The sequence below is a fragment of the Microbacterium luticellae genome (assembly GCF_050408645.1).
Classification (GTDB): Bacteria; Actinomycetota; Actinomycetes; order Actinomycetales; family Microbacteriaceae; genus Microbacterium.
Genome location: NZ_JBNTKE010000002.1, coordinates 123574 through 140113, shown reverse-complemented (window position 1 = coordinate 140113; position 16540 = coordinate 123574). Strand labels below are relative to the sequence as shown.

Genomic DNA, 16540 nt, shown 5'->3' with positions numbered 1-16540 from the left:
GGGGTTGCGTTATGGCCGAAGTATCGATGAACGGCGGCAACTCGGACTACAAACTTATTCTCACCACGTCGGCGCGGCCCGTCTCGGGCGGGGTTGAGGTTACGGCTGTTTTGAAGTGGCGACGTACCGGGTCTACTGGCTATACGTCTCACAGCGGTGGCGCGTCGTATTCGATCACTATCGGTACCGGCAGCGGCAACCGTATCGACGGCGGGTACAACTTTAACGCTGGCGCGGGTGGCGCTATCGCCGCGCAAACGATCCGTTCATGGTCGCGTGTCATCACGGCAGGCTCATCGGTCAACGTCACCGGCACGTTCAACAGCGACACGAGCGCGGCAGGCTCCGGGTCAATCTCGGTGAGCCAGAGTATCGCTTTCGCGTCACGACCAACCTTTGTTGGCGGCGCGTCGTTTGATGCGGGCGCGGCGGTCACGATCAACACGAACCGTCAATCGACCGCGTACCTGCATGACATTACGTTCCGTGTGGGCGATGCGACCGGCTGGATCGGACAAAATGTTGCCGGGTCGATCGCATGGACACCAGACCTCGAACTGCTCGAACAATTCCCCAACAGTGGTTCGCTCGGTGGCTATATCCGTGTCATCACCAAACAAGGCTCAACGACGGTTGGTGAAACCTACACAAACTTCACACTCCGCGCACCAGCGTCGAGTGGCCCGACAGTCACAGCAGTCACCGCATACGACACCAACCAGACCGTCCGAACAGCTATCGGCGCGTTCGTGCAAGGACTGTCACGCATACAGCTGACGGTTGATGCTGCGGGTAAATATGGCGCGTCGGTGAAATCTTCCAGTCTCATTATTGGTGACAGGACGATTCAGGGCGGCGAAACCTACACTCCATCGCAGGCCGGGAATATCAGTGTTGTTGGGCGTGCGACAGACTCACGCGGTAAGACCGGTGAAACAACCGGGCAACTGACGGTGCTCGCCTACCAGCCACCCAGCGTCACACGGTTCACGGTAACTCGTGTGAACAGTACCGGCACGCCAGACGACGAGGGCGCATACCTGCGGGTCGATGTGAAAGCGGCCGCAACATCACTCGTAAACAACGGTGAGAAGAACAGTGTCACCGTACAGGTGGACACGAAAGAGCACGGACAAGTGCTGTGGACTCCACGGCAAACGTTCGGTAGCGGCCTCACCGTCGATGCTCAACACACAGTGACCGGTGGCGGGATTTTCATATCCACCAAATCGTGGGACGTGCGAATCCGGGTATCGGACAAGCTCACCACGGCAGTGCATGAAACGACCGTCGCAACCGCGACCGTCACCCTCGACCTGAACGGCCCATACGTTGGTGTCGGCAAGATCCACGAAGACGGCGCGCTCGACGTGGGCCCGGGTGGAATCCGTGACGACGGCTACTGGGTGCTCAACACGTCGAAGCTCGCCACGACCGCTGATCTGGCGTCGGGGGTGCCAGGGAAACTCGTTACCGCTGATCTTGCGCAAACCCTCCCTGACCCGCTGGAAAGCTTCGCCAACAACACGTCAAATATCACAATCGACCAGAACACATGGGGAAACATCGCAGGCGGTACAGGTCTGACATTTGGGACTCTGCCTCGACCGCTCACGGTTCGGATCAACTTCTCGGCGGTAGCCAGCAGCACCGTGTCGTCGGTGTATTCGATGATCGGCGCTGCGTGTACGGGCGGGCTCACGTTAGCGCCGGAAGAATCACAAAACGACGGCGAGAAGTTCCACCAGACGCCGTTTACGGCAACACCGGAACACAACACGATCAGCAGTTGGAAGACGGTCACGATCCCTGCCGGCCCTGCGACAACCATCTGGCTACAGGTGCGCCGCAATGGTGAGACCGGCACCCAGCGCGCTAACTATGGCCGCATCGAAATCACACCCTTGCGGTGGGCATAAACCAGGAGGTTCTTATGGCCGAATATAAGGCAGCAGCACGCGCCGGACTCTCCCCCAACAGGGACAGGCGGCAAGGGAAAATACGGCTGCTTATCGTGCACCACTATGGGTCTACCCAGTCGCCCGAGGCCGCGTGGAAGCGGTTCAACAGTCCTAACGACAGGTCAGTGTCGCCGAACTATCAGATAAACGCTGACGGCTCCGCTTACGAGGTCGTACCTCCCCGCCATTATCGGGCGTGGACGACGGGCGTGATCGATCACCAGGCGGTGACGTGTGAGACACAGAACACGTCTGGCGAACCGAACTGGGGTATCTCTCGCGCGTCGCTGGAAGCTATCGCGCAACTGTTCGCGTGGGTGCACCAAGAGTTCGGTGTGCCGTTGCAACGCGGACGGGTGAACTCCGACAACACGGTAGCCGTGCCCGGCATCGTCGGCCACAACGAGACACCTGCCGGGAAAGAAACCAGCACGATCTGCCCGGGCCCGTCGATGGACATTCCGTGGATCATCGCCCGGGCGAAGCAAATCGTCAACCCTAAACCAACTATCGATTTAGAAGATGAGGACACCATGACTCGCACATTCATTCAAACAAGCGTGCAGGGCTCGAAGTATGAGCTTCTCCGTGACGGCTCGAAGCGGCTCATTTCGCGGGAAGAGTGGAACGCGATCCGCGCACTTGAAACGGAAGCGAAAGCGCGCGGCCAAGAGTTCCAGGTGATCGTTGCCACGGTCAAGTCTGCCGATCTGAACAAGATCCCTACACGTAAGTAACCATCATGCGTTGGCTACAGCGCGTATGGGAATCAATCACCGAACCGCGCCACATGAAAGTCGCCTATCTAGCGATCTACCTGCTCACCATCATGATCGGCTACGTCACCCTCACCTACCCGCCCCAGTCGATTGCTGGGGAGATAGGGCCGGTGCTGACGGTCATATGGTCGGTGCTATTCATCGTCGGTGGGGCCGCCGGCACCATCACTGTCCTACCCGGATGGTGGTGGGCCGAACGGCTCCTCGCGATAGCACCTATCGGGATGGGTCTCGCGATCTATCTGCTCGTCGCGATCATCCTCCACGCACAAAACATGGATACGGGATCGTCCCGGCTGACACAAGTCGGAATCATCGTGCTCGCGGCATCTCCGTTCATTATTCGGATGCTGATTATCCGCGACTATTCCTACGAACCTAGACGACGGGGGTAACCATGTCGGAGTGGGCTGCCCCCATATCCCTACTGCTCAGCGCGGGCGGTGGCGCGATCCTCCTAGAACTCACCCGCCGTGCCCTGGACGCTTTCTCCAGTCGAGGGAAACTACGCCGCGACGAGGTGGATCGAGCATGGCGGCGTGCTGACCGTGAAGCCTCGAAACGGCGCCGGATCGAAGAACACGCCTCACTGCTACGTCGACTGCTGTTGAACGCGCCCTGCATCGACTCGACCTCCATCCCACCTTGGCCTAATCAAGAAAACGAGGACACACGATGACCGACCTATCCGGGCTGACCGCAGCTGAACTCCAACAGCTGATAGCTGACGCACAACAGGCGTTCTATGCCCTCGAACGTGCCCAGCAGCAAGAAGAACAAGACCGACTCGACCGCATCCGTGACGGTATCGCGGCACTTGATAACGTGCTCGGCCCGGTCGGTGCGGAGCCGGGTATTGATTCGATCCGTGCCGTACTCGGACACGATGACCAGACACTCGCCGAAAACTCGGGCCTCGCACTACGCCTCGCATTCCAGGCGCTAGAAATCGTTACCGCAGCGACGGCCGACATCGCACGTTCACAGTAAGGAAAAGACTCATGGATATTACTCTTCCCGCTATCCCCGCCGGGGTGCTCGTGCTACTCGGCCTCGTCGCACCATATGCGCAGGCGCTCTTGCAGCATCCGGACTGGACACCGACTGCGAAGAAGATCGCTTCGGTGGCACTCGCGTTCGTGCTTACCGGTGTGGTGCTCGTGTTCTATTACGTGTATACGGGTGACACGGTTCCGGCGTGGCCAACGCTCGTGCTGCTCGCTTGGGCGGTGGCGCAAGCGTCGTATGCGATGGTCACGAAACCGTCAGCGTCGAAGCTCGAATCGCGTACGTCACGACAGTAAACCAATAAGAATGGCCCCTCGCTCTCCACTCTCGGAGGGTGAGGGGCCGGTTTTTCATGTTTATGGGTGGAGCTTCGCGACCTGGGTGGACTGTTGGGTGCACTAATGGGTGCACTGTGGCTAAACTGGCCCCAGAATGGTCGCCGGGGAAAAGAACAACTCCCCAGTGTTTGTCTGGGGAGTTGAGGTGTGGCTCCGACCGGCATCGATCCGGTGACCTTTCGATTTTCAGTCGAACGCTCTACCAACTGAGCTACAGAGCCGCACGGATCGTGATGCATGCACCGGATAATCCGTGTCCTAGACGAAGGGCCCTCTCTGAGAAAGGGCCCGTCGCTCGGAGCGACCCTGACGGGACTTGAACCCGCGACCTCCGCCGTGACAGGGCGGCACGCTAACCAACTGCGCTACAGGGCCAGAGATATTAAGTTGTAGTTTTGCGTGACCCCAACGGGATTCGAACCCGTGCTACCGCCGTGAAAGGGCGGCGTCCTAGGCCGCTAAACGATGGGGCCGTGAGGGAAATGTTCCCTGCCGACGACTAAGCATAAGCGATGTTGCTGAGAAAAATCCAATCAGTGCCGATCGGCTTCGTTTCCCGGGCGTGTTCCAGCGCAGGTTTGGGGTTTTCGCGCGCAGGATGGAGAAGAGTGTGCCGGTTGTGACCGATCACATTCGAAGAATATTGTTACTGTGGCAAGGCCTGAAGGAAGGGATCGTGTGAACGAGCACAACCGTATCGACAGCCACGATTGTGGTTGCGGGCCGACCCCATCAGAACAGCGTGCCTTGTGGGGGCGCACGTTTTCTCGTCGGGGGCTGTTTGGCTTGGGGGCCGGGCTCGCTGCCGTTGGGACGTTTGGTGTCGGCTCACAGATCAGTGCAGCGCACGCTGCCGACTATCCCAGTTGGGATGACGTAGAAGCAGCAAAAGCCAGTGAGGCTGCCAAAGCGCGTGAGATTACCCGTATTGAGGGTTTAATCTCGGGACTGCAACAGCAGGTGGCGCAGACCCAGGCGGCCGCCAAAAAGGCTGGTGAAGAGTTTTATGCAGCCCAACAGGCCTATTTTGATCAGGCGCAGCGGGCAACAGAGCTGCAATCGCAGGCCGATAAACAGCAGGCCGCCGCGATAGACGCTGCGCAGAAGGCGGGGCAGATAGCAACGCAGTTATACCGCAGTGGCGGCGATAGTGCCTCGCTGGAACTCTTTTTTGCAGGGTCGGCTGCCAGCGCCGATAACCTGCTGCAAAAGCTCGGCCAGATGGACAAACTGCTCGAGCGCAACCAGAACGTTTATGACGACGCTGTTGCTGCCCGCAACTCGGCACAAAACTTGAGCGATCAGGCATCGACGGCCCGCGATGAGCGGGATCGGCTGCAGAAGATCGCCGAAGACAAGCTGGAGAAAGCCCAGGCGGCCGCCGCTGCAGCAGAAGCTGCTCTCGCCGCCCAGCAAGACAACCTGGCAACGCTGCAGGCTCAGCTTGAAGCTCTAAAAGATGAGACGGCAAAAACTGTTGCCGACTACGAAAAGGGTGAAGAAGAGCGTCGCCGCCGCGAAGAAGAAGAACGTCGTCGCGAAGAAGAAGAACGCGAAAATGACAACAATAACGGCGGCGGTGGCGGCGGTGGCGGCGGCGGAGGGGGAGGCGGCGGCGGAGGCGGCCAAGGTCCCGGCAATGGCTGGGTTCGTCCGCACGGTGGCTTCCAGTCGTCCGGTTATGGTCCGCGTGTTCCCGATTGCGACGCCTGGGGCTGCTCGTCAAGCTTTCACTACGGAGTCGACCTTGCGAACGGCTGCTGGGCACCCATCTATGCAGCCCATGACGGATGGGTTGATGCCGCGTTTTACAACGGCGGCTACGGTAACTACATCCGGATACAGCACGGCAATGGCATTGCCACCGGTTATGCCCACATTGTCGATGGCGGCTACAACGTCAGTTATGGCCAGCAGGTGCGTGCCGGGCAGGTTATTGCGTACGCCGGTAACACGGGTGGTTCTTTTGGATGCCACCTGCACTTTGAGGTGTACGAGGGCGGCGGCGCTATTAACCCGATCGCCTTCATGGAGGCCCGCGGCGTCAACATGTCATAAGCACGACAACGCTGAAGGCCCACGAACACACATCTGTTCGTGGGCCTTCAGCGTTAATAACTCGCATTAGCTCTGCTGAGCGAAACGCTCGATCGCTTCGTCAAGGATGCGCTGTGCCTCTGCTGCATCGCCCCACTGGTCAACCTTGACCCACTTGTTGGGCTCGAGGTCTTTGTAGTGCTCAAAGAAGTGAGCAATCTCGTTCTTGGTGTGCTCGGGCACGTCGTCAATGTCTTGCACGTGCTCCCAGCGGGGATCGTCGGCCAGCACAGCCACGAGCTTGTCGTCGCCACCGGCTTCATCGTTCATCTTCAGAACAGCGACGGGGCGCACGGATGCAACGATGCCGGGATAGATGGGGTGGTCGAGCAGCAGGAGCACATCGAGCGGGTCGCCATCTTCGCCGAGAGTGTTGTCAAAAAAGCCGTAGTCGGCAGGGTAGCCGAACGTTGTGTAGAGCACGCGGTCGAGGTGAACACGACCGGTTTTGTCGTCGACCTCGTACTTGACTCGGCTGCCGCGCGGGATCTCGATGGTGGCGTCGTGTGCGCCCATGAGCGTTCTCCTTGAGATGAGATTGATGCAATGCCGCGCACCAGCCTACTCGGCGTGTCGCTCGCGCGCGATATTGCTGACGCACCACGTCATAGCAACACGGGCCACAGCAGCACGACTCGCGGCACCACCGCACGCAGCGCGTTACCGTGGGTGCATGCCTGAAGGTCGTCTGCATCCGGCGGTTGCCGAAGTGCGTGTGGCGGTTCGTCGCCAGCTTGCGCAGCTACCCACCCCGATAACCGCTGTTACGGTTGCGCTGTCGGGCGGGGCCGATTCACTCGCCGTGCTGGCGGCGACTGTTTTTGAGGCCCGTCGCCTGGACTGCGCAGTGCATGCGGTGACGGTGGATCACCAGTTGCAGGCGGGTTCGGCCGAGATCGCTCAGCGCGCAGCAGAGCAGGCTACACATCTCGGGGCGCAGGCGAGTGTTGTTGCGGTGACCGTCGATGAACAAAAAGAAGGGCCGGAAGCTGCTGCGCGCACGGCTCGTTACGACGCTTTACGGGCAGCAGCGCACAGTAATGGTTCGGATGCTGTGGTGCTGGGGCACACGCTCGATGATCAGGCCGAGACGGTGCTTTTAGGTCTTGCGCGGGGTTCGGGTTCGGGCAGTTTGCAGGGGATGGCTGCGGCGCGCTGTGACGACGAAGGGCTCTGGTGGTTGCGGCCCATGTTGGGTGTACGTCGGGCGACGACACAGGCTGTCTGTGTGGCATCCGGTATCGACTATTGGAACGACCCGCACAACAGTGATGACCGATACACGAGAGTGCGGGTGCGCCGCACAGTGTTGCCGATGCTCGAAGACGAACTGGGCCCAGGAATCGCCGAGGCCCTTGCCCGCACAGCTGAGCAGTTGCGCGAAGATTCTGATGCCTTCGATGCGATGATTCGAGAGACCATCGAAGACATTGTTGAACCGGCCGAGGCGGGCATCGCAGTGAGTGTGGCAGCGCTGGCTGCCAACCCGGCAGCACTGCGCAACCGTATTATTCGGTTTGTTGTAGCCAGCGAATTTGGGGCGATGCTCACGCGTCAGCAGACGCTCGAAGTCGCCCGGCTGGTGACTGACTGGAGGGGTCAGGGACCCATTGATCTGCCCGCGTGCCAGGCGCTACGCAGTGGTGGACGCATTATGTTTCGCGCCCACCACTAACGAACGCAGCCCGAACAGTACTACTTGTTGCCGCCGAGGATTCCGCCCAGCAGGCCACCAATGTCGAGGCCGCCGCCACCGCCCTGGGTCGCATTGTTGTTCTGCCCGCCACCGAGCAGACCACCCAGGCCGCCGAGAACGCCACCCAGGCCACCGCCCGAATTGTTCTGGCCACCACCGATGAGGCCACCGATCAGGTCGCCAATACCGCCGCCCTGGCTCTGCTGCGAGCCTTTTTGGTTGGCAAGGATTCCCATAATGATGGGGGCGAGCATGGGCAGAAGTTTGCCGAAGTCGATACCTGCGGCCTTGGGCTCTTCGCTGAGCGCCTTAGTGATCTTCTTTTTGTTGTCACCAAAAACGTGGGAGACGATTTTTTCGCCATCGTTCTCGTCGATGTCGTTCACCGAGGTGGCACCCTTGAAACCGGCGTGCTTGCCGAGCGCTTTTTCAATAGCGGCCGAACCCGACTCCGACTGAGCGTTGCGGGCAAGCCCACCGAGGAGTGTTGCCCCGCCCTCGGCCACGGCCTGACGCGCAACATCTTCTGAGACATTGAACTTTTTAGCAATGTCGCCAACAGGCACAAGTTTGAGGATTTCGTCGATGTCCATGAAGGTTTCCTTCCTGTGGGCGAAATGCCCTCTTCTGGGGAATAGTACCGAGGACTACCGACGGCGGTCACAAAAACTGTTGCTGTCGCCTAAAATCGAGGCATGCGCGCCTCCGAGATCCAGAACGACCTCACCGAGATTCTCGTTACCGAAGAAGAAATCAAAGCCAAACTGGCTGAGCTTGCTGCACGAGTGGCAGAAGACTACGCCGGTAAAGACCTGCTCCTGGTGGGCGTTCTCAAGGGCGCTGTCATGGTGATGGCCGATTTCGCGCGTGCTTTACCGTTTCATGCGCCCATGGACTGGATGGCGGTGTCGAGCTACGGCGCCAGCACAAAATCAAGTGGTGTTGTGCAGATTCGTAAAGACCTTGACACTGATTTGCACGGAAAACACGTGCTCATCGTCGAAGACATTATTGATTCCGGGCTCACGCTGAGTTGGCTGCTCGAAAACTTTGCTTCTCGCGGTGCCGAGTCTCTCGAGGTGCTTGCGCTGCTGCGCAAACCGGATGCTGCGAAAGTGCACGTTGACTGTAAATACGTGGGTTTTGACATCCCTTCCGAGTTTGTTGTCGGTTACGGTCTCGACTACGCCGAGCGCTACCGCAATCTTCGCGATGTGGCAGTTTTGGCGCCGCACGTGTATCAGTAACGTTCCCACTCCTCCCATAAGCACAGACTCACGGATACGCCGTGGGCGAATCCCAGCGGCTGCCGAGGTGCGCCGCGATAACCTCGGAGCATCATGGATGTGAAGAAGATCTTCAAGAACCCGCTGATCTACGTCGTACTTATCGGCGTTTTACTGTTCGGCGGCTTCATGCTGATCTCCAGCCTCGGGTCGGCCAAACAGGTGACGACCCAGGAGGGCCTGGAGCTCCTTAAGGGCGGCACCGTCACGAAAGTGGTGACGACCGACGGCGACCAGCGTGTTGATATGACGCTGTCGAAGCCTCACGAGGGCGCCGAGACTGTGCAGTTCTACTATGTGTCTGCTCGAGCCGACGATGTCGTCTCGGCGATCACCGCGGCCGCGCCCGAAGACGGCTTTGACGACTCGGTGCCGCGCCCCAGCTGGTTCGACGGCATTTTGTCGCTTCTTCTGCCCCTTGCCCTTCTCGCGCTGCTGTTCTGGTGGCTGTTGTCGTCGGCGCAGGGAGGCGGTAGCAAGGTCATGCAGTTTGGCAAGTCACGCGCCAAGCTCGTGAGCAAAGAAACCCCCACGGTCACCTTTGCCGATGTAGCCGGTGCTGATGAAGCAATTGAAGAGCTTCACGAGATTAAAGAGTTCTTGCAAGACCCCGCAAAGTTTCAGGCTATTGGCGCGCGCATCCCCAAGGGTGTTCTGCTGTACGGCCCTCCGGGAACCGGTAAGACACTGCTGGCGCGTGCCGTGGCAGGAGAAGCCGGTGCGCCGTTCTACTCGATTTCGGGCTCTGACTTTGTCGAGATGTTCGTGGGTGTGGGTGCATCGCGAGTGCGCGATCTGTTTACCCAGGCGAAAGAGAACGCGCCCGCCATCATCTTTATTGACGAGATTGACGCGGTGGGTCGTCACCGTGGCGCCGGAATGGGTGGCGGAAACGACGAGCGAGAACAAACCCTCAACCAGATGCTGGTAGAGATGGACGGCTTCGATCCGAACGCCAACGTCATTGTGATCGCCGCGACCAACCGTCCCGACATTCTCGACCCTGCACTGCTGCGTCCGGGCCGTTTTGATCGTCAGATCGGTGTTGATGCTCCCGACCTTAAGGGACGCCAGCGCATTCTCGATGTGCACGCCAAGGGCAAGCCGCTTGCTAACGGAGTCGACCTCGAAGTTGTCGCACGCAAGACACCCGGGTTCACCGGTGCCGACCTTGCCAACGTGCTGAACGAAGCAGCACTGCTGACGGCACGCTCGAACGCGCAATTGATCGACAACCGCGCCCTCGACGAAGCCATCGACCGTGTTATTGCGGGTCCGCAACGCCGCACGCGCGTCATGAAAGACCGCGAAAAGCTCATTACCGCCTACCACGAGGGCGGCCACGCCCTGGCCGCGGCGGCCATGAACTATTCCGACCCCGTGACAAAAATCACGATCTTGCCGCGCGGAAAAGCCCTCGGCTACACGATGGTCATGCCGTTGGACGACAAGTATTCGGTCACGCGCAACGAGCTGCAAGACCAACTGACCTACGCGATGGGTGGTCGTGTGGCTGAAGAAATCGTGTTCCACGACCCGACAACAGGCGCCTCTAACGACATTGAGAAGGCCACCAACATTGCTCGCAAGATGGTGACCGAATACGGTATGACCACCGAAGTGGGGCCCGTCAAACTGGGCTCTGGTTCGAGCGAAATGTTTGTGGCACGCGACATGAACCGGGGTCGCGAGTACTCAGAGTCGATTGCCGAGAGCGTCGACCGCGAAGTGCGTGCTCTTATCGAGCAGGCCCACGACGAGGCCTATCAGGTACTCAGCGACAACCGCGATATTCTCGACCGGCTCGCCCGCGAACTGCTCGAAAAAGAGACGCTCGACCACAACCAGATCGCAGAAATCTTCCGCGATGTTCGCAAACTGCCCGAACGCCCGCAGTGGCTCTCCAGCGAAGAGCGCCCCGTATCGCTCGTGCCGCCCATCGAGGTTCCAGCTGCACCGACCGAAGAAGTAGGCCGTGTAGCCAACAACAGCGCCTCATCATCGGCCCCGGCGCCATCATCAAACAGTGGTTCGGCCTCGGGCAACCCACGACCCGCTACAGCATGACGACATGGCCGTTGACGTCGAACGCATACAGCAACTAACCCGCGAGCTACTCCAAGCGATCGGCGAAGACCCCGAGCGCCCCGGCCTACGCCAAACACCCGCGCGGGTGGCCCAGCTGTGGTCTGAACTATTCTCCGGCATCGGAGAAGATGCGACGGCACCGCTGGCCCGCACCATCAGCGTCGCGCGGGGGCCCGCACCCGACACACTGCCCTCGGGTGCAGTGCTCATGCGTGGCATCCGGTTTCGCTCTGTGTGCGAACACCATCTGCTGCCGTTCACCGGGCTCGCACACATCGCCTACCTGCCCGGCGAACAGGTTGTCGGCCTGGGGTCGCTCAGCAAAGTCGTTGAAACACTCGCCGCGCGTCCCCAAGTACAAGAGCGGCTGAGCGAGCAAATTGCCGACGCAATTTCTGGCAGCCTCGATGCCCGTGGAGTGCTCGTAGTGCTCGACGCCGTGCACGGCTGCGTCACGATGCGCGGCTCACACCACACAGAGTCGTCAACCCTCACCATCGCCGCCCGCGGAGACTACCGCGAAGCCGCCGCGCGCGCCGAACTCATCACGCTCATAACCGCCGGTTCCCCGAACGCTGCAGGCTCAGCGGGTGCTGCGTCGTGACCGTCATCTGGGGCGTCGTCAACACCACGCCCGACTCCTTCAGCGACGGCGGTAAATTTCTCGACCCGGATGCCGCGCTGCAACACGCACAGGAACTCTGCCGAGACGGTGCCGCCGTGATCGATGTTGGCGGAGAATCAACCCGGCCGGGAGCCCGCCGAGTCCCCGCGCCCGAAGAACAACAGCGCGTCATACCGGTGATTACCGCGCTCGCGGCAGAGGGAATCCCGGTGAGTGTCGACACGCTCAATGCGTCGACCGCGCAGGCAGCAGTGGTAGCGGGAGCACGCATTGTGAACGACGTTTCGGGGGGACTGGCCGACCCCGACATGCTGGCGGTAGTTGCGGCATCCGGTGCAGATATTGTGCTCGGACACTGGCGCGGACCCTCGAACGACATGTATGCGCAGGCACACTACGAACGTATTGCGCGCGATGTTGCCCAAGAACTGCGGCAGAGAATTTCGGCCGCGGCCGCAGCCGGTATTGCACCGGCCCGCATCATTGTCGACCCGGGTATTGGTTTTGCTAAAACTCCGGAACAGAACTGGGAGCTGCTGCGCGGGCTCGGAGAAATTATGGCGCTCGGACCCCGCGTTATGCTCGGCACCTCGCGGAAGCGACTGTTTGAACCGATCGTGGGCACCGGCGCATCGCAGGAGCGTAAAGATGCCGCCACCGCGATCACGAGTGCTTTGGCCGCACGCGCTGGTGTGTGGGCTGTGCGCGTGCACGATGTGCGCGCCACGCGCGATGCGCTATCGATTGTGGCGGCGTGGGACGGAAGATAGAGACATGAGCGCACACGACCAGATCACTCTGACGGGGCTGCGCGTACGTGGCCACCACGGAGTATTCGACTTTGAACGCGAGCAGGGGCAAGACTTTGTCGTTGATGTGACGCTGCACGTTGACGCCCGTATTGCGGCACACAGCGACAACTTGGCCGACACGGTCGACTACGGGCAGTTGGCTGAAAGCATCGCCGCGATTATTGAGGGCGAACCGGTTGACCTTATCGAAACACTGGCCGAGAGAATTGCGATGGCGGCTCTCGCGCCATTTGGCGTACACGCCGTGGACGTCACCGTACATAAGCCGCAGGCGCCCATTGCTCGCACGTTTCACGATGTCTCGGTCACCATTCATCGGCAGCGGGAGAACGCATGACCGGTTCGATTCACCCGCTACCGCCCGTGCCGCGCGGAAAGACTCTGCCGCCGCTTGACCCACGACCACACCGGCAACCAGTCACGGCTGTTGTTGCGCTCGGCTCTAACCAGGGTGCGCGGCGCGACACGGTGCACGAGGCTGTCGAAGCTATTCGACGCTTGCCGCTGGTTGACGGTGTGCGTGTGTCTGAACTGATCGAGACCGTGGCGGTGCGACCGGATGGACCCGACCCTGAAGCCCCGCGATACGTCAACGCTGTAGCGCTTGTGACGACACGGCTGGCTGCTTCCGTGTTGCTGGGCATGCTGCACGCGATTGAAGACAAATATGGTCGCGTACGCACCGAGAAATGGGGTGACCGCACTCTCGATCTTGACCTGATCACGTTTGGCGATGAACGCAGCGATCATGAGCATTTGATGGTGCCGCACCCGCGTGCCGCAGAGCGCCTGTTTGTGCTCGAACCATGGTTGAGCCTTGACCCGGATGCGGCGATTCCCGGTATCGGCCGGGTAGACGACCTGGTCGCTCGCCTGAAGGGCAGCGTATGAAACGCACGTCGGTTATCGCGCTGGTGGTGGCGGGCGTCGTCGGCCTGGCTGCGGGTTTTCTGGTCGATCAGTTGCTGACAGCGTCGGGTCGGGCTACGTTTTCTCCCTCGGGTGGGCTTCCTATTCTGCTGTTATTGCTGGCTGCAGCACTGTTGGCACTGGCGTGGCCGGTGCGCCGTAGTGTGCGTTCACCGGGGCAGCGTCGCGTTGACCCGTTTCGGGCGCTGCGCACAGCGATGCTGGCACGGGCATCGAGTCTCGTGGGTGCGGGACTTGTCGGGTTTGCCGGCGGTCTGATTGCTTTTCTGTATACTCGTCCGATTGACCCGCCGCTGAGCATGCTGATGCCCGCTGTGGGCGTAGCGGGCAGTGCCGCTGTTCTTATTGTTGCGGCGCTGATCGCCGAAGCATTTTGTATTTTGCCGCCCGATGATGGTTCGTCGGAGGGGCGGGGTTCGGGTGATGACGGTTTGCCGTCATCGGCCGCTCACGATGGAGGTCAGGTATGACGAATGTTCCAGGATTTCACCAGGGCGAGGTTCCGCCGAGTGAGCCTGCTCCCGCAGCGGCACCCCATGTGAGCGGTGCGGCCAGTGCGGCAGCGGCCGACGGCACTGCCAACGGTGACGCGGTTCTCGACGACGGCACCTACACGCAGCTGCGCGAGCCTCGCTCTGCCGGGGCGCTGCGTATAGACGGTGAGTGGCACCAGATCTCACCGCGCTATGCTGTGTCGCAAATCGTGCAGAACCTTGTTTTTGTTGCGGTGCTGATCATTGCCGCTCTTGTGCTGTCGCTGGGTTTTGAGCAGTGGTGGGCATGGATTCCGGCCGGGGCGCTCACGCTGATCACTCTGGTGACGATTGTGATTGTTCCGAGGCAGGCTCGCGCGATCGGCTACATGCTGAGGTCGGATGACATCGTGTTTCGACGCGGCATTTTGTGGCAGCGCATGATTGCGGTGCCCTACGGGCGTATGCAACTGGTTGATATTACGCGTGGCCCGGTTGACCGCATGTTTCGTATCTCGACGCTCAAGATGGTGACCGCGGCGGCAACCACGGGGGTTGAGATTCCGGGTCTGACCGAAGAGGCGTCGGAGGCGTTGCGTGACACTCTGATTGATGTTGCCGAGACGAGGCGGACAGGACTGTGAGTTTTGAACCGCAGGTGCCGGGTGATGCACCGCAGCCGACGCACGAAGCGGGCCCGGCTGTTTCTGATTTTGCCGATGGCGGCTGGCACTGGATGCATCCGCTGACGCCACTCATGCGTGGCGGGCTGGCGTTCATCGTTATTGTGGGTGTGCTCGTGGGCAACCTGCGGGAACGCCTTATTCAGTGGGTGGTAACGCTTTTTGTTCCGGATGCTGGTCGATACAGCGACTACGGTGGTGATCCGGTCGACTGGGTGCTGGCCAATAACGCACTGATTTTTGTGTTGCTGGCTGTGATCGCCGTGCTCGTGCTTGTGCTGGCGGGCTTCTGGCTGGCGTGGCGTTTTCACGAGTTTCGTATTACCGGTGAGCACGTCGAAGTGCGTAAGGGAATTTTGTTTCGTTCGCATCGACGAGCACCCCTTGACCGTGTCCAGGGTGTAAACCTGACGCGGCCTTTCCCTGCGCGGCTGATTGGGATGGCCAAGCTCGAGGTTGTCGGCGCTGGTACTGACGCCAACGTTGATCTGGAGTATTTGGCGACCACGCGCGCCGAGAGCGTACGGGTCGATATTTTGCGGCTGGCGTCGGGCGCGCGCCGTCCTGACGGTAGTGCCGGGGGAGCGATGCCGATGGCACCGCGGCCGGGGCTTGCCGACTCTGTCAGCGCCGGCGTGACGGGTATTTTTTCTGGCGTTGATCTTGACGACGTTGATCCGGCCAGCATTCTTCGTATTCCCACGGGCCGTCTGGTGGGCTCGCAGGTGATTAAGGGCGTCGTGTGGCTGGCGTTTTTCGCCCTGCTTTTTCTCATCACCATGGCGGTGGCGATTCCCAGCATTCTTGCTTCAGAAGGCCCCGGTGCGACGGTTGCTGTCGTCGGCGTGGCTCTCGGTGTGGGGCTACCGCTGCTTATTGGTGCCTTGGCAACCATTTGGGCCCCGATTGCTCGTTCCCTGCGGTATTCGATTGCACCGACCGCCGATGGGGTTCGCACAACGTTCGGTTTGGCTACGACGGTGACCGAAACAATCCCGCCGGGCAGAATTTTTGCCGTCGAGCTTTCGCAGCCTCTGCTGTGGCGGCCCTTTGGCTGGTGGACGATCAAGATCAACCGCATGTCGGGCAAGAGCCTTGCCCAGCAGCAGTCGAATACGGCACAGCAGTTTAATACGGTGCTGCCGGTGGGTAAGCGCGAAGACGTCGAGTGGGTTTTGCGGCTGATTTTGCCGGATGCCCCACCCGAGGTGCTCTCTTTGGTGTGGGAGCACGGTGTGCTCGGCCCGGTAGATCACGACGACCCGTATACGACTATGGCACCGCGAGCACGGTGGCGCCGCCCGCTGTCGTGGAAACGTCACGGGATTGCGTTGACTCCGTACGCCATGCTGGTGCGCCGGGGGCGCATCTGGCGCACACTGGGTATTTTCCCGCTGGTTCGTCAGCAGGGGTTTGCTACCCGCCAGGGGCCGCTGGGCAGGGCTCAGCGGGTGGCTTCGTTGTCGCCACTGAGCATCACCGGGCCTGTGTACGGGCACGTCGTAGGAATCGACCGTGACGCAGCCCTGGCTCTCGGTGAGCAGGTTGCTGTTGCCGCGGCCCAGGCCGTTGCGGCTGATAAGGGCCACCGCTGGGCGGAGCACGAGGGATACACAATCGTGCAACAGGCGCCGGATGCAGCATCCGGAGCTCCAACGATTGCGCCGCCGCCTCCGCCGCCCGGCTATGTTGCTCCGGCACCGCCCCCGCCACCATCACCAGCATCACCGCCAGCGCCGGGGAGAGACGCATACGAATGACACC

19 protein-coding genes and 3 tRNA genes are annotated in these 16540 nt (G+C 60.6%); 17 read left to right on the top strand and 5 right to left on the bottom strand.

Annotated features, from left to right (window positions below):
• The first annotated feature begins 11 nt into the window (after positions 1-11).
• From ACQUSW_RS06270 to ACQUSW_RS06250, 5 genes are all read left to right on the top strand, one after another.
• Positions 12-1919 (top strand): DUF859 family phage minor structural protein, encoded by a 1908-nt coding sequence (locus ACQUSW_RS06270; protein WP_428931432.1) that lies wholly within the window; start codon positions 12-14, stop codon positions 1917-1919.
• Positions 1910-2698 (top strand): peptidoglycan recognition protein family protein, encoded by a 789-nt coding sequence (locus ACQUSW_RS06265; RefSeq protein ID WP_428931431.1) that lies wholly within the window; start codon positions 1910-1912, stop codon positions 2696-2698. Before ACQUSW_RS06270 ends, ACQUSW_RS06265 begins: the two co-directional genes overlap by 10 nt.
• Before the next feature lie 5 nt (positions 2699-2703).
• On the top strand, positions 2704-3135 hold the full coding sequence (locus tag ACQUSW_RS06260; RefSeq protein WP_428931430.1) for a hypothetical protein: 432 nt from the start codon (positions 2704-2706) through the stop codon (positions 3133-3135).
• Between the two features lie 280 nt (positions 3136-3415).
• Positions 3416-3730 carry a hypothetical protein gene (locus ACQUSW_RS06255; protein ID WP_428931429.1) on the top strand — a complete coding sequence of 105 codons (315 nt, stop codon included), beginning with the start codon at positions 3416-3418 and terminating at the stop codon, positions 3728-3730.
• Between the two features lie 11 nt (positions 3731-3741).
• A complete protein-coding gene (locus tag ACQUSW_RS06250) occupies positions 3742-4044 on the top strand; it encodes a hypothetical protein (protein ID WP_428931428.1) in 303 nt (100 codons plus the stop codon).
• Between the two features lie 190 nt (positions 4045-4234).
• Here ACQUSW_RS06250 and ACQUSW_RS06245 read toward each other — a convergent pair.
• From ACQUSW_RS06245 to ACQUSW_RS06235, 3 genes are all read right to left on the bottom strand, one after another.
• A tRNA-Phe gene (locus ACQUSW_RS06245) sits at positions 4235-4307 on the bottom strand.
• A gap of 80 nt (positions 4308-4387) precedes the next feature.
• Positions 4388-4461, bottom strand: a tRNA-Asp gene (locus tag ACQUSW_RS06240).
• A 25-nt stretch (positions 4462-4486) separates the two neighbouring features.
• Positions 4487-4559, bottom strand: a tRNA-Glu gene (locus ACQUSW_RS06235).
• A 205-nt stretch (positions 4560-4764) separates the two neighbouring features.
• On the opposite strand from ACQUSW_RS06235, the gene ACQUSW_RS06230 reads away from it, so the two are divergent.
• Entirely contained in the window at positions 4765-6144 is a 1380-nt protein-coding gene (locus ACQUSW_RS06230) for a peptidoglycan DD-metalloendopeptidase family protein (RefSeq protein WP_428931427.1), read from the top strand.
• Between the two features lie 66 nt (positions 6145-6210).
• Here the strand turns inward: ACQUSW_RS06230 and ACQUSW_RS06225 are convergent, their stop codons facing one another.
• Complete coding sequence (locus ACQUSW_RS06225; RefSeq protein WP_428931426.1) at positions 6211-6699, bottom strand: inorganic diphosphatase; 489 nt, start codon at positions 6697-6699, stop codon at positions 6211-6213.
• A 30-nt stretch (positions 6700-6729) separates the two neighbouring features.
• Here ACQUSW_RS06225 and ACQUSW_RS06220 point away from each other — a divergent pair, with 30 nt between their 5' ends.
• Together ACQUSW_RS06220 and tilS are read left to right on the top strand one after the other, a co-directional pair.
• A complete protein-coding gene (locus tag ACQUSW_RS06220; protein ID WP_428931425.1) occupies positions 6730-6864 on the top strand; it encodes a hypothetical protein in 135 nt (44 codons plus the stop codon).
• Positions 6857-7858: a tRNA lysidine(34) synthetase TilS gene (tilS, locus tag ACQUSW_RS06215; RefSeq protein WP_428931424.1), complete on the top strand. Its 1002-nt coding sequence runs from the start codon at positions 6857-6859 to the stop codon at positions 7856-7858. The genes ACQUSW_RS06220 and tilS overlap by 8 nt, the downstream gene beginning before the upstream one ends.
• A 20-nt stretch (positions 7859-7878) precedes the next feature.
• Here tilS and ACQUSW_RS06210 read toward each other — a convergent pair whose 3' ends face one another.
• Positions 7879-8472 (bottom strand): DUF937 domain-containing protein, encoded by a 594-nt coding sequence (locus ACQUSW_RS06210; RefSeq protein WP_428931423.1) that lies wholly within the window; start codon positions 8470-8472, stop codon positions 7879-7881.
• A 102-nt stretch (positions 8473-8574) separates the two neighbouring features.
• Between ACQUSW_RS06210 and hpt the strand changes: the two genes are divergently transcribed.
• The 9 genes from hpt (at position 8575) to ACQUSW_RS06165 (ending at position 16536) form a co-directional block, all read left to right on the top strand.
• Positions 8575-9126, top strand: coding sequence for a hypoxanthine phosphoribosyltransferase (gene hpt / locus ACQUSW_RS06205; RefSeq protein WP_428931422.1), 552 nt, complete (start codon positions 8575-8577; stop codon positions 9124-9126).
• A gap of 93 nt (positions 9127-9219) precedes the next feature.
• Complete coding sequence (gene ftsH / locus ACQUSW_RS06200) at positions 9220-11232, top strand: ATP-dependent zinc metalloprotease FtsH (RefSeq protein WP_428931421.1); 2013 nt, start codon at positions 9220-9222, stop codon at positions 11230-11232.
• A 4-nt stretch (positions 11233-11236) separates the two neighbouring features.
• Positions 11237-11857: a GTP cyclohydrolase I gene (folE, locus tag ACQUSW_RS06195; RefSeq protein ID WP_428931420.1), complete on the top strand. Its 621-nt coding sequence runs from the start codon at positions 11237-11239 to the stop codon at positions 11855-11857.
• Positions 11854-12648: a dihydropteroate synthase gene (folP, locus tag ACQUSW_RS06190; RefSeq protein WP_428931419.1), complete on the top strand. Its 795-nt coding sequence runs from the start codon at positions 11854-11856 to the stop codon at positions 12646-12648. Before folE ends, folP begins: the two co-directional genes overlap by 4 nt.
• A 4-nt stretch (positions 12649-12652) precedes the next feature.
• Positions 12653-13027 carry a dihydroneopterin aldolase gene (gene folB / locus ACQUSW_RS06185; protein WP_428931418.1) on the top strand — a complete coding sequence of 125 codons (375 nt, stop codon included), beginning with the start codon at positions 12653-12655 and terminating at the stop codon, positions 13025-13027.
• Positions 13024-13581 carry a 2-amino-4-hydroxy-6-hydroxymethyldihydropteridine diphosphokinase gene (folK, locus tag ACQUSW_RS06180; RefSeq protein WP_428931417.1) on the top strand — a complete coding sequence of 186 codons (558 nt, stop codon included), beginning with the start codon at positions 13024-13026 and terminating at the stop codon, positions 13579-13581. The genes folB and folK overlap by 4 nt, the downstream gene beginning before the upstream one ends.
• Complete coding sequence (locus ACQUSW_RS06175; RefSeq protein ID WP_428931416.1) at positions 13578-14090, top strand: DUF3180 domain-containing protein; 513 nt, start codon at positions 13578-13580, stop codon at positions 14088-14090. Before folK ends, ACQUSW_RS06175 begins: the two co-directional genes overlap by 4 nt.
• Positions 14087-14737 (top strand): PH domain-containing protein, encoded by a 651-nt coding sequence (locus ACQUSW_RS06170; RefSeq protein ID WP_428931415.1) that lies wholly within the window; start codon positions 14087-14089, stop codon positions 14735-14737. Before ACQUSW_RS06175 ends, ACQUSW_RS06170 begins: the two co-directional genes overlap by 4 nt.
• Entirely contained in the window at positions 14734-16536 is a 1803-nt protein-coding gene (locus ACQUSW_RS06165; RefSeq protein ID WP_428931414.1) for a PH domain-containing protein, read from the top strand. Before ACQUSW_RS06170 ends, ACQUSW_RS06165 begins: the two co-directional genes overlap by 4 nt.
• Positions 16537-16540 lie beyond the last annotated feature (4 nt).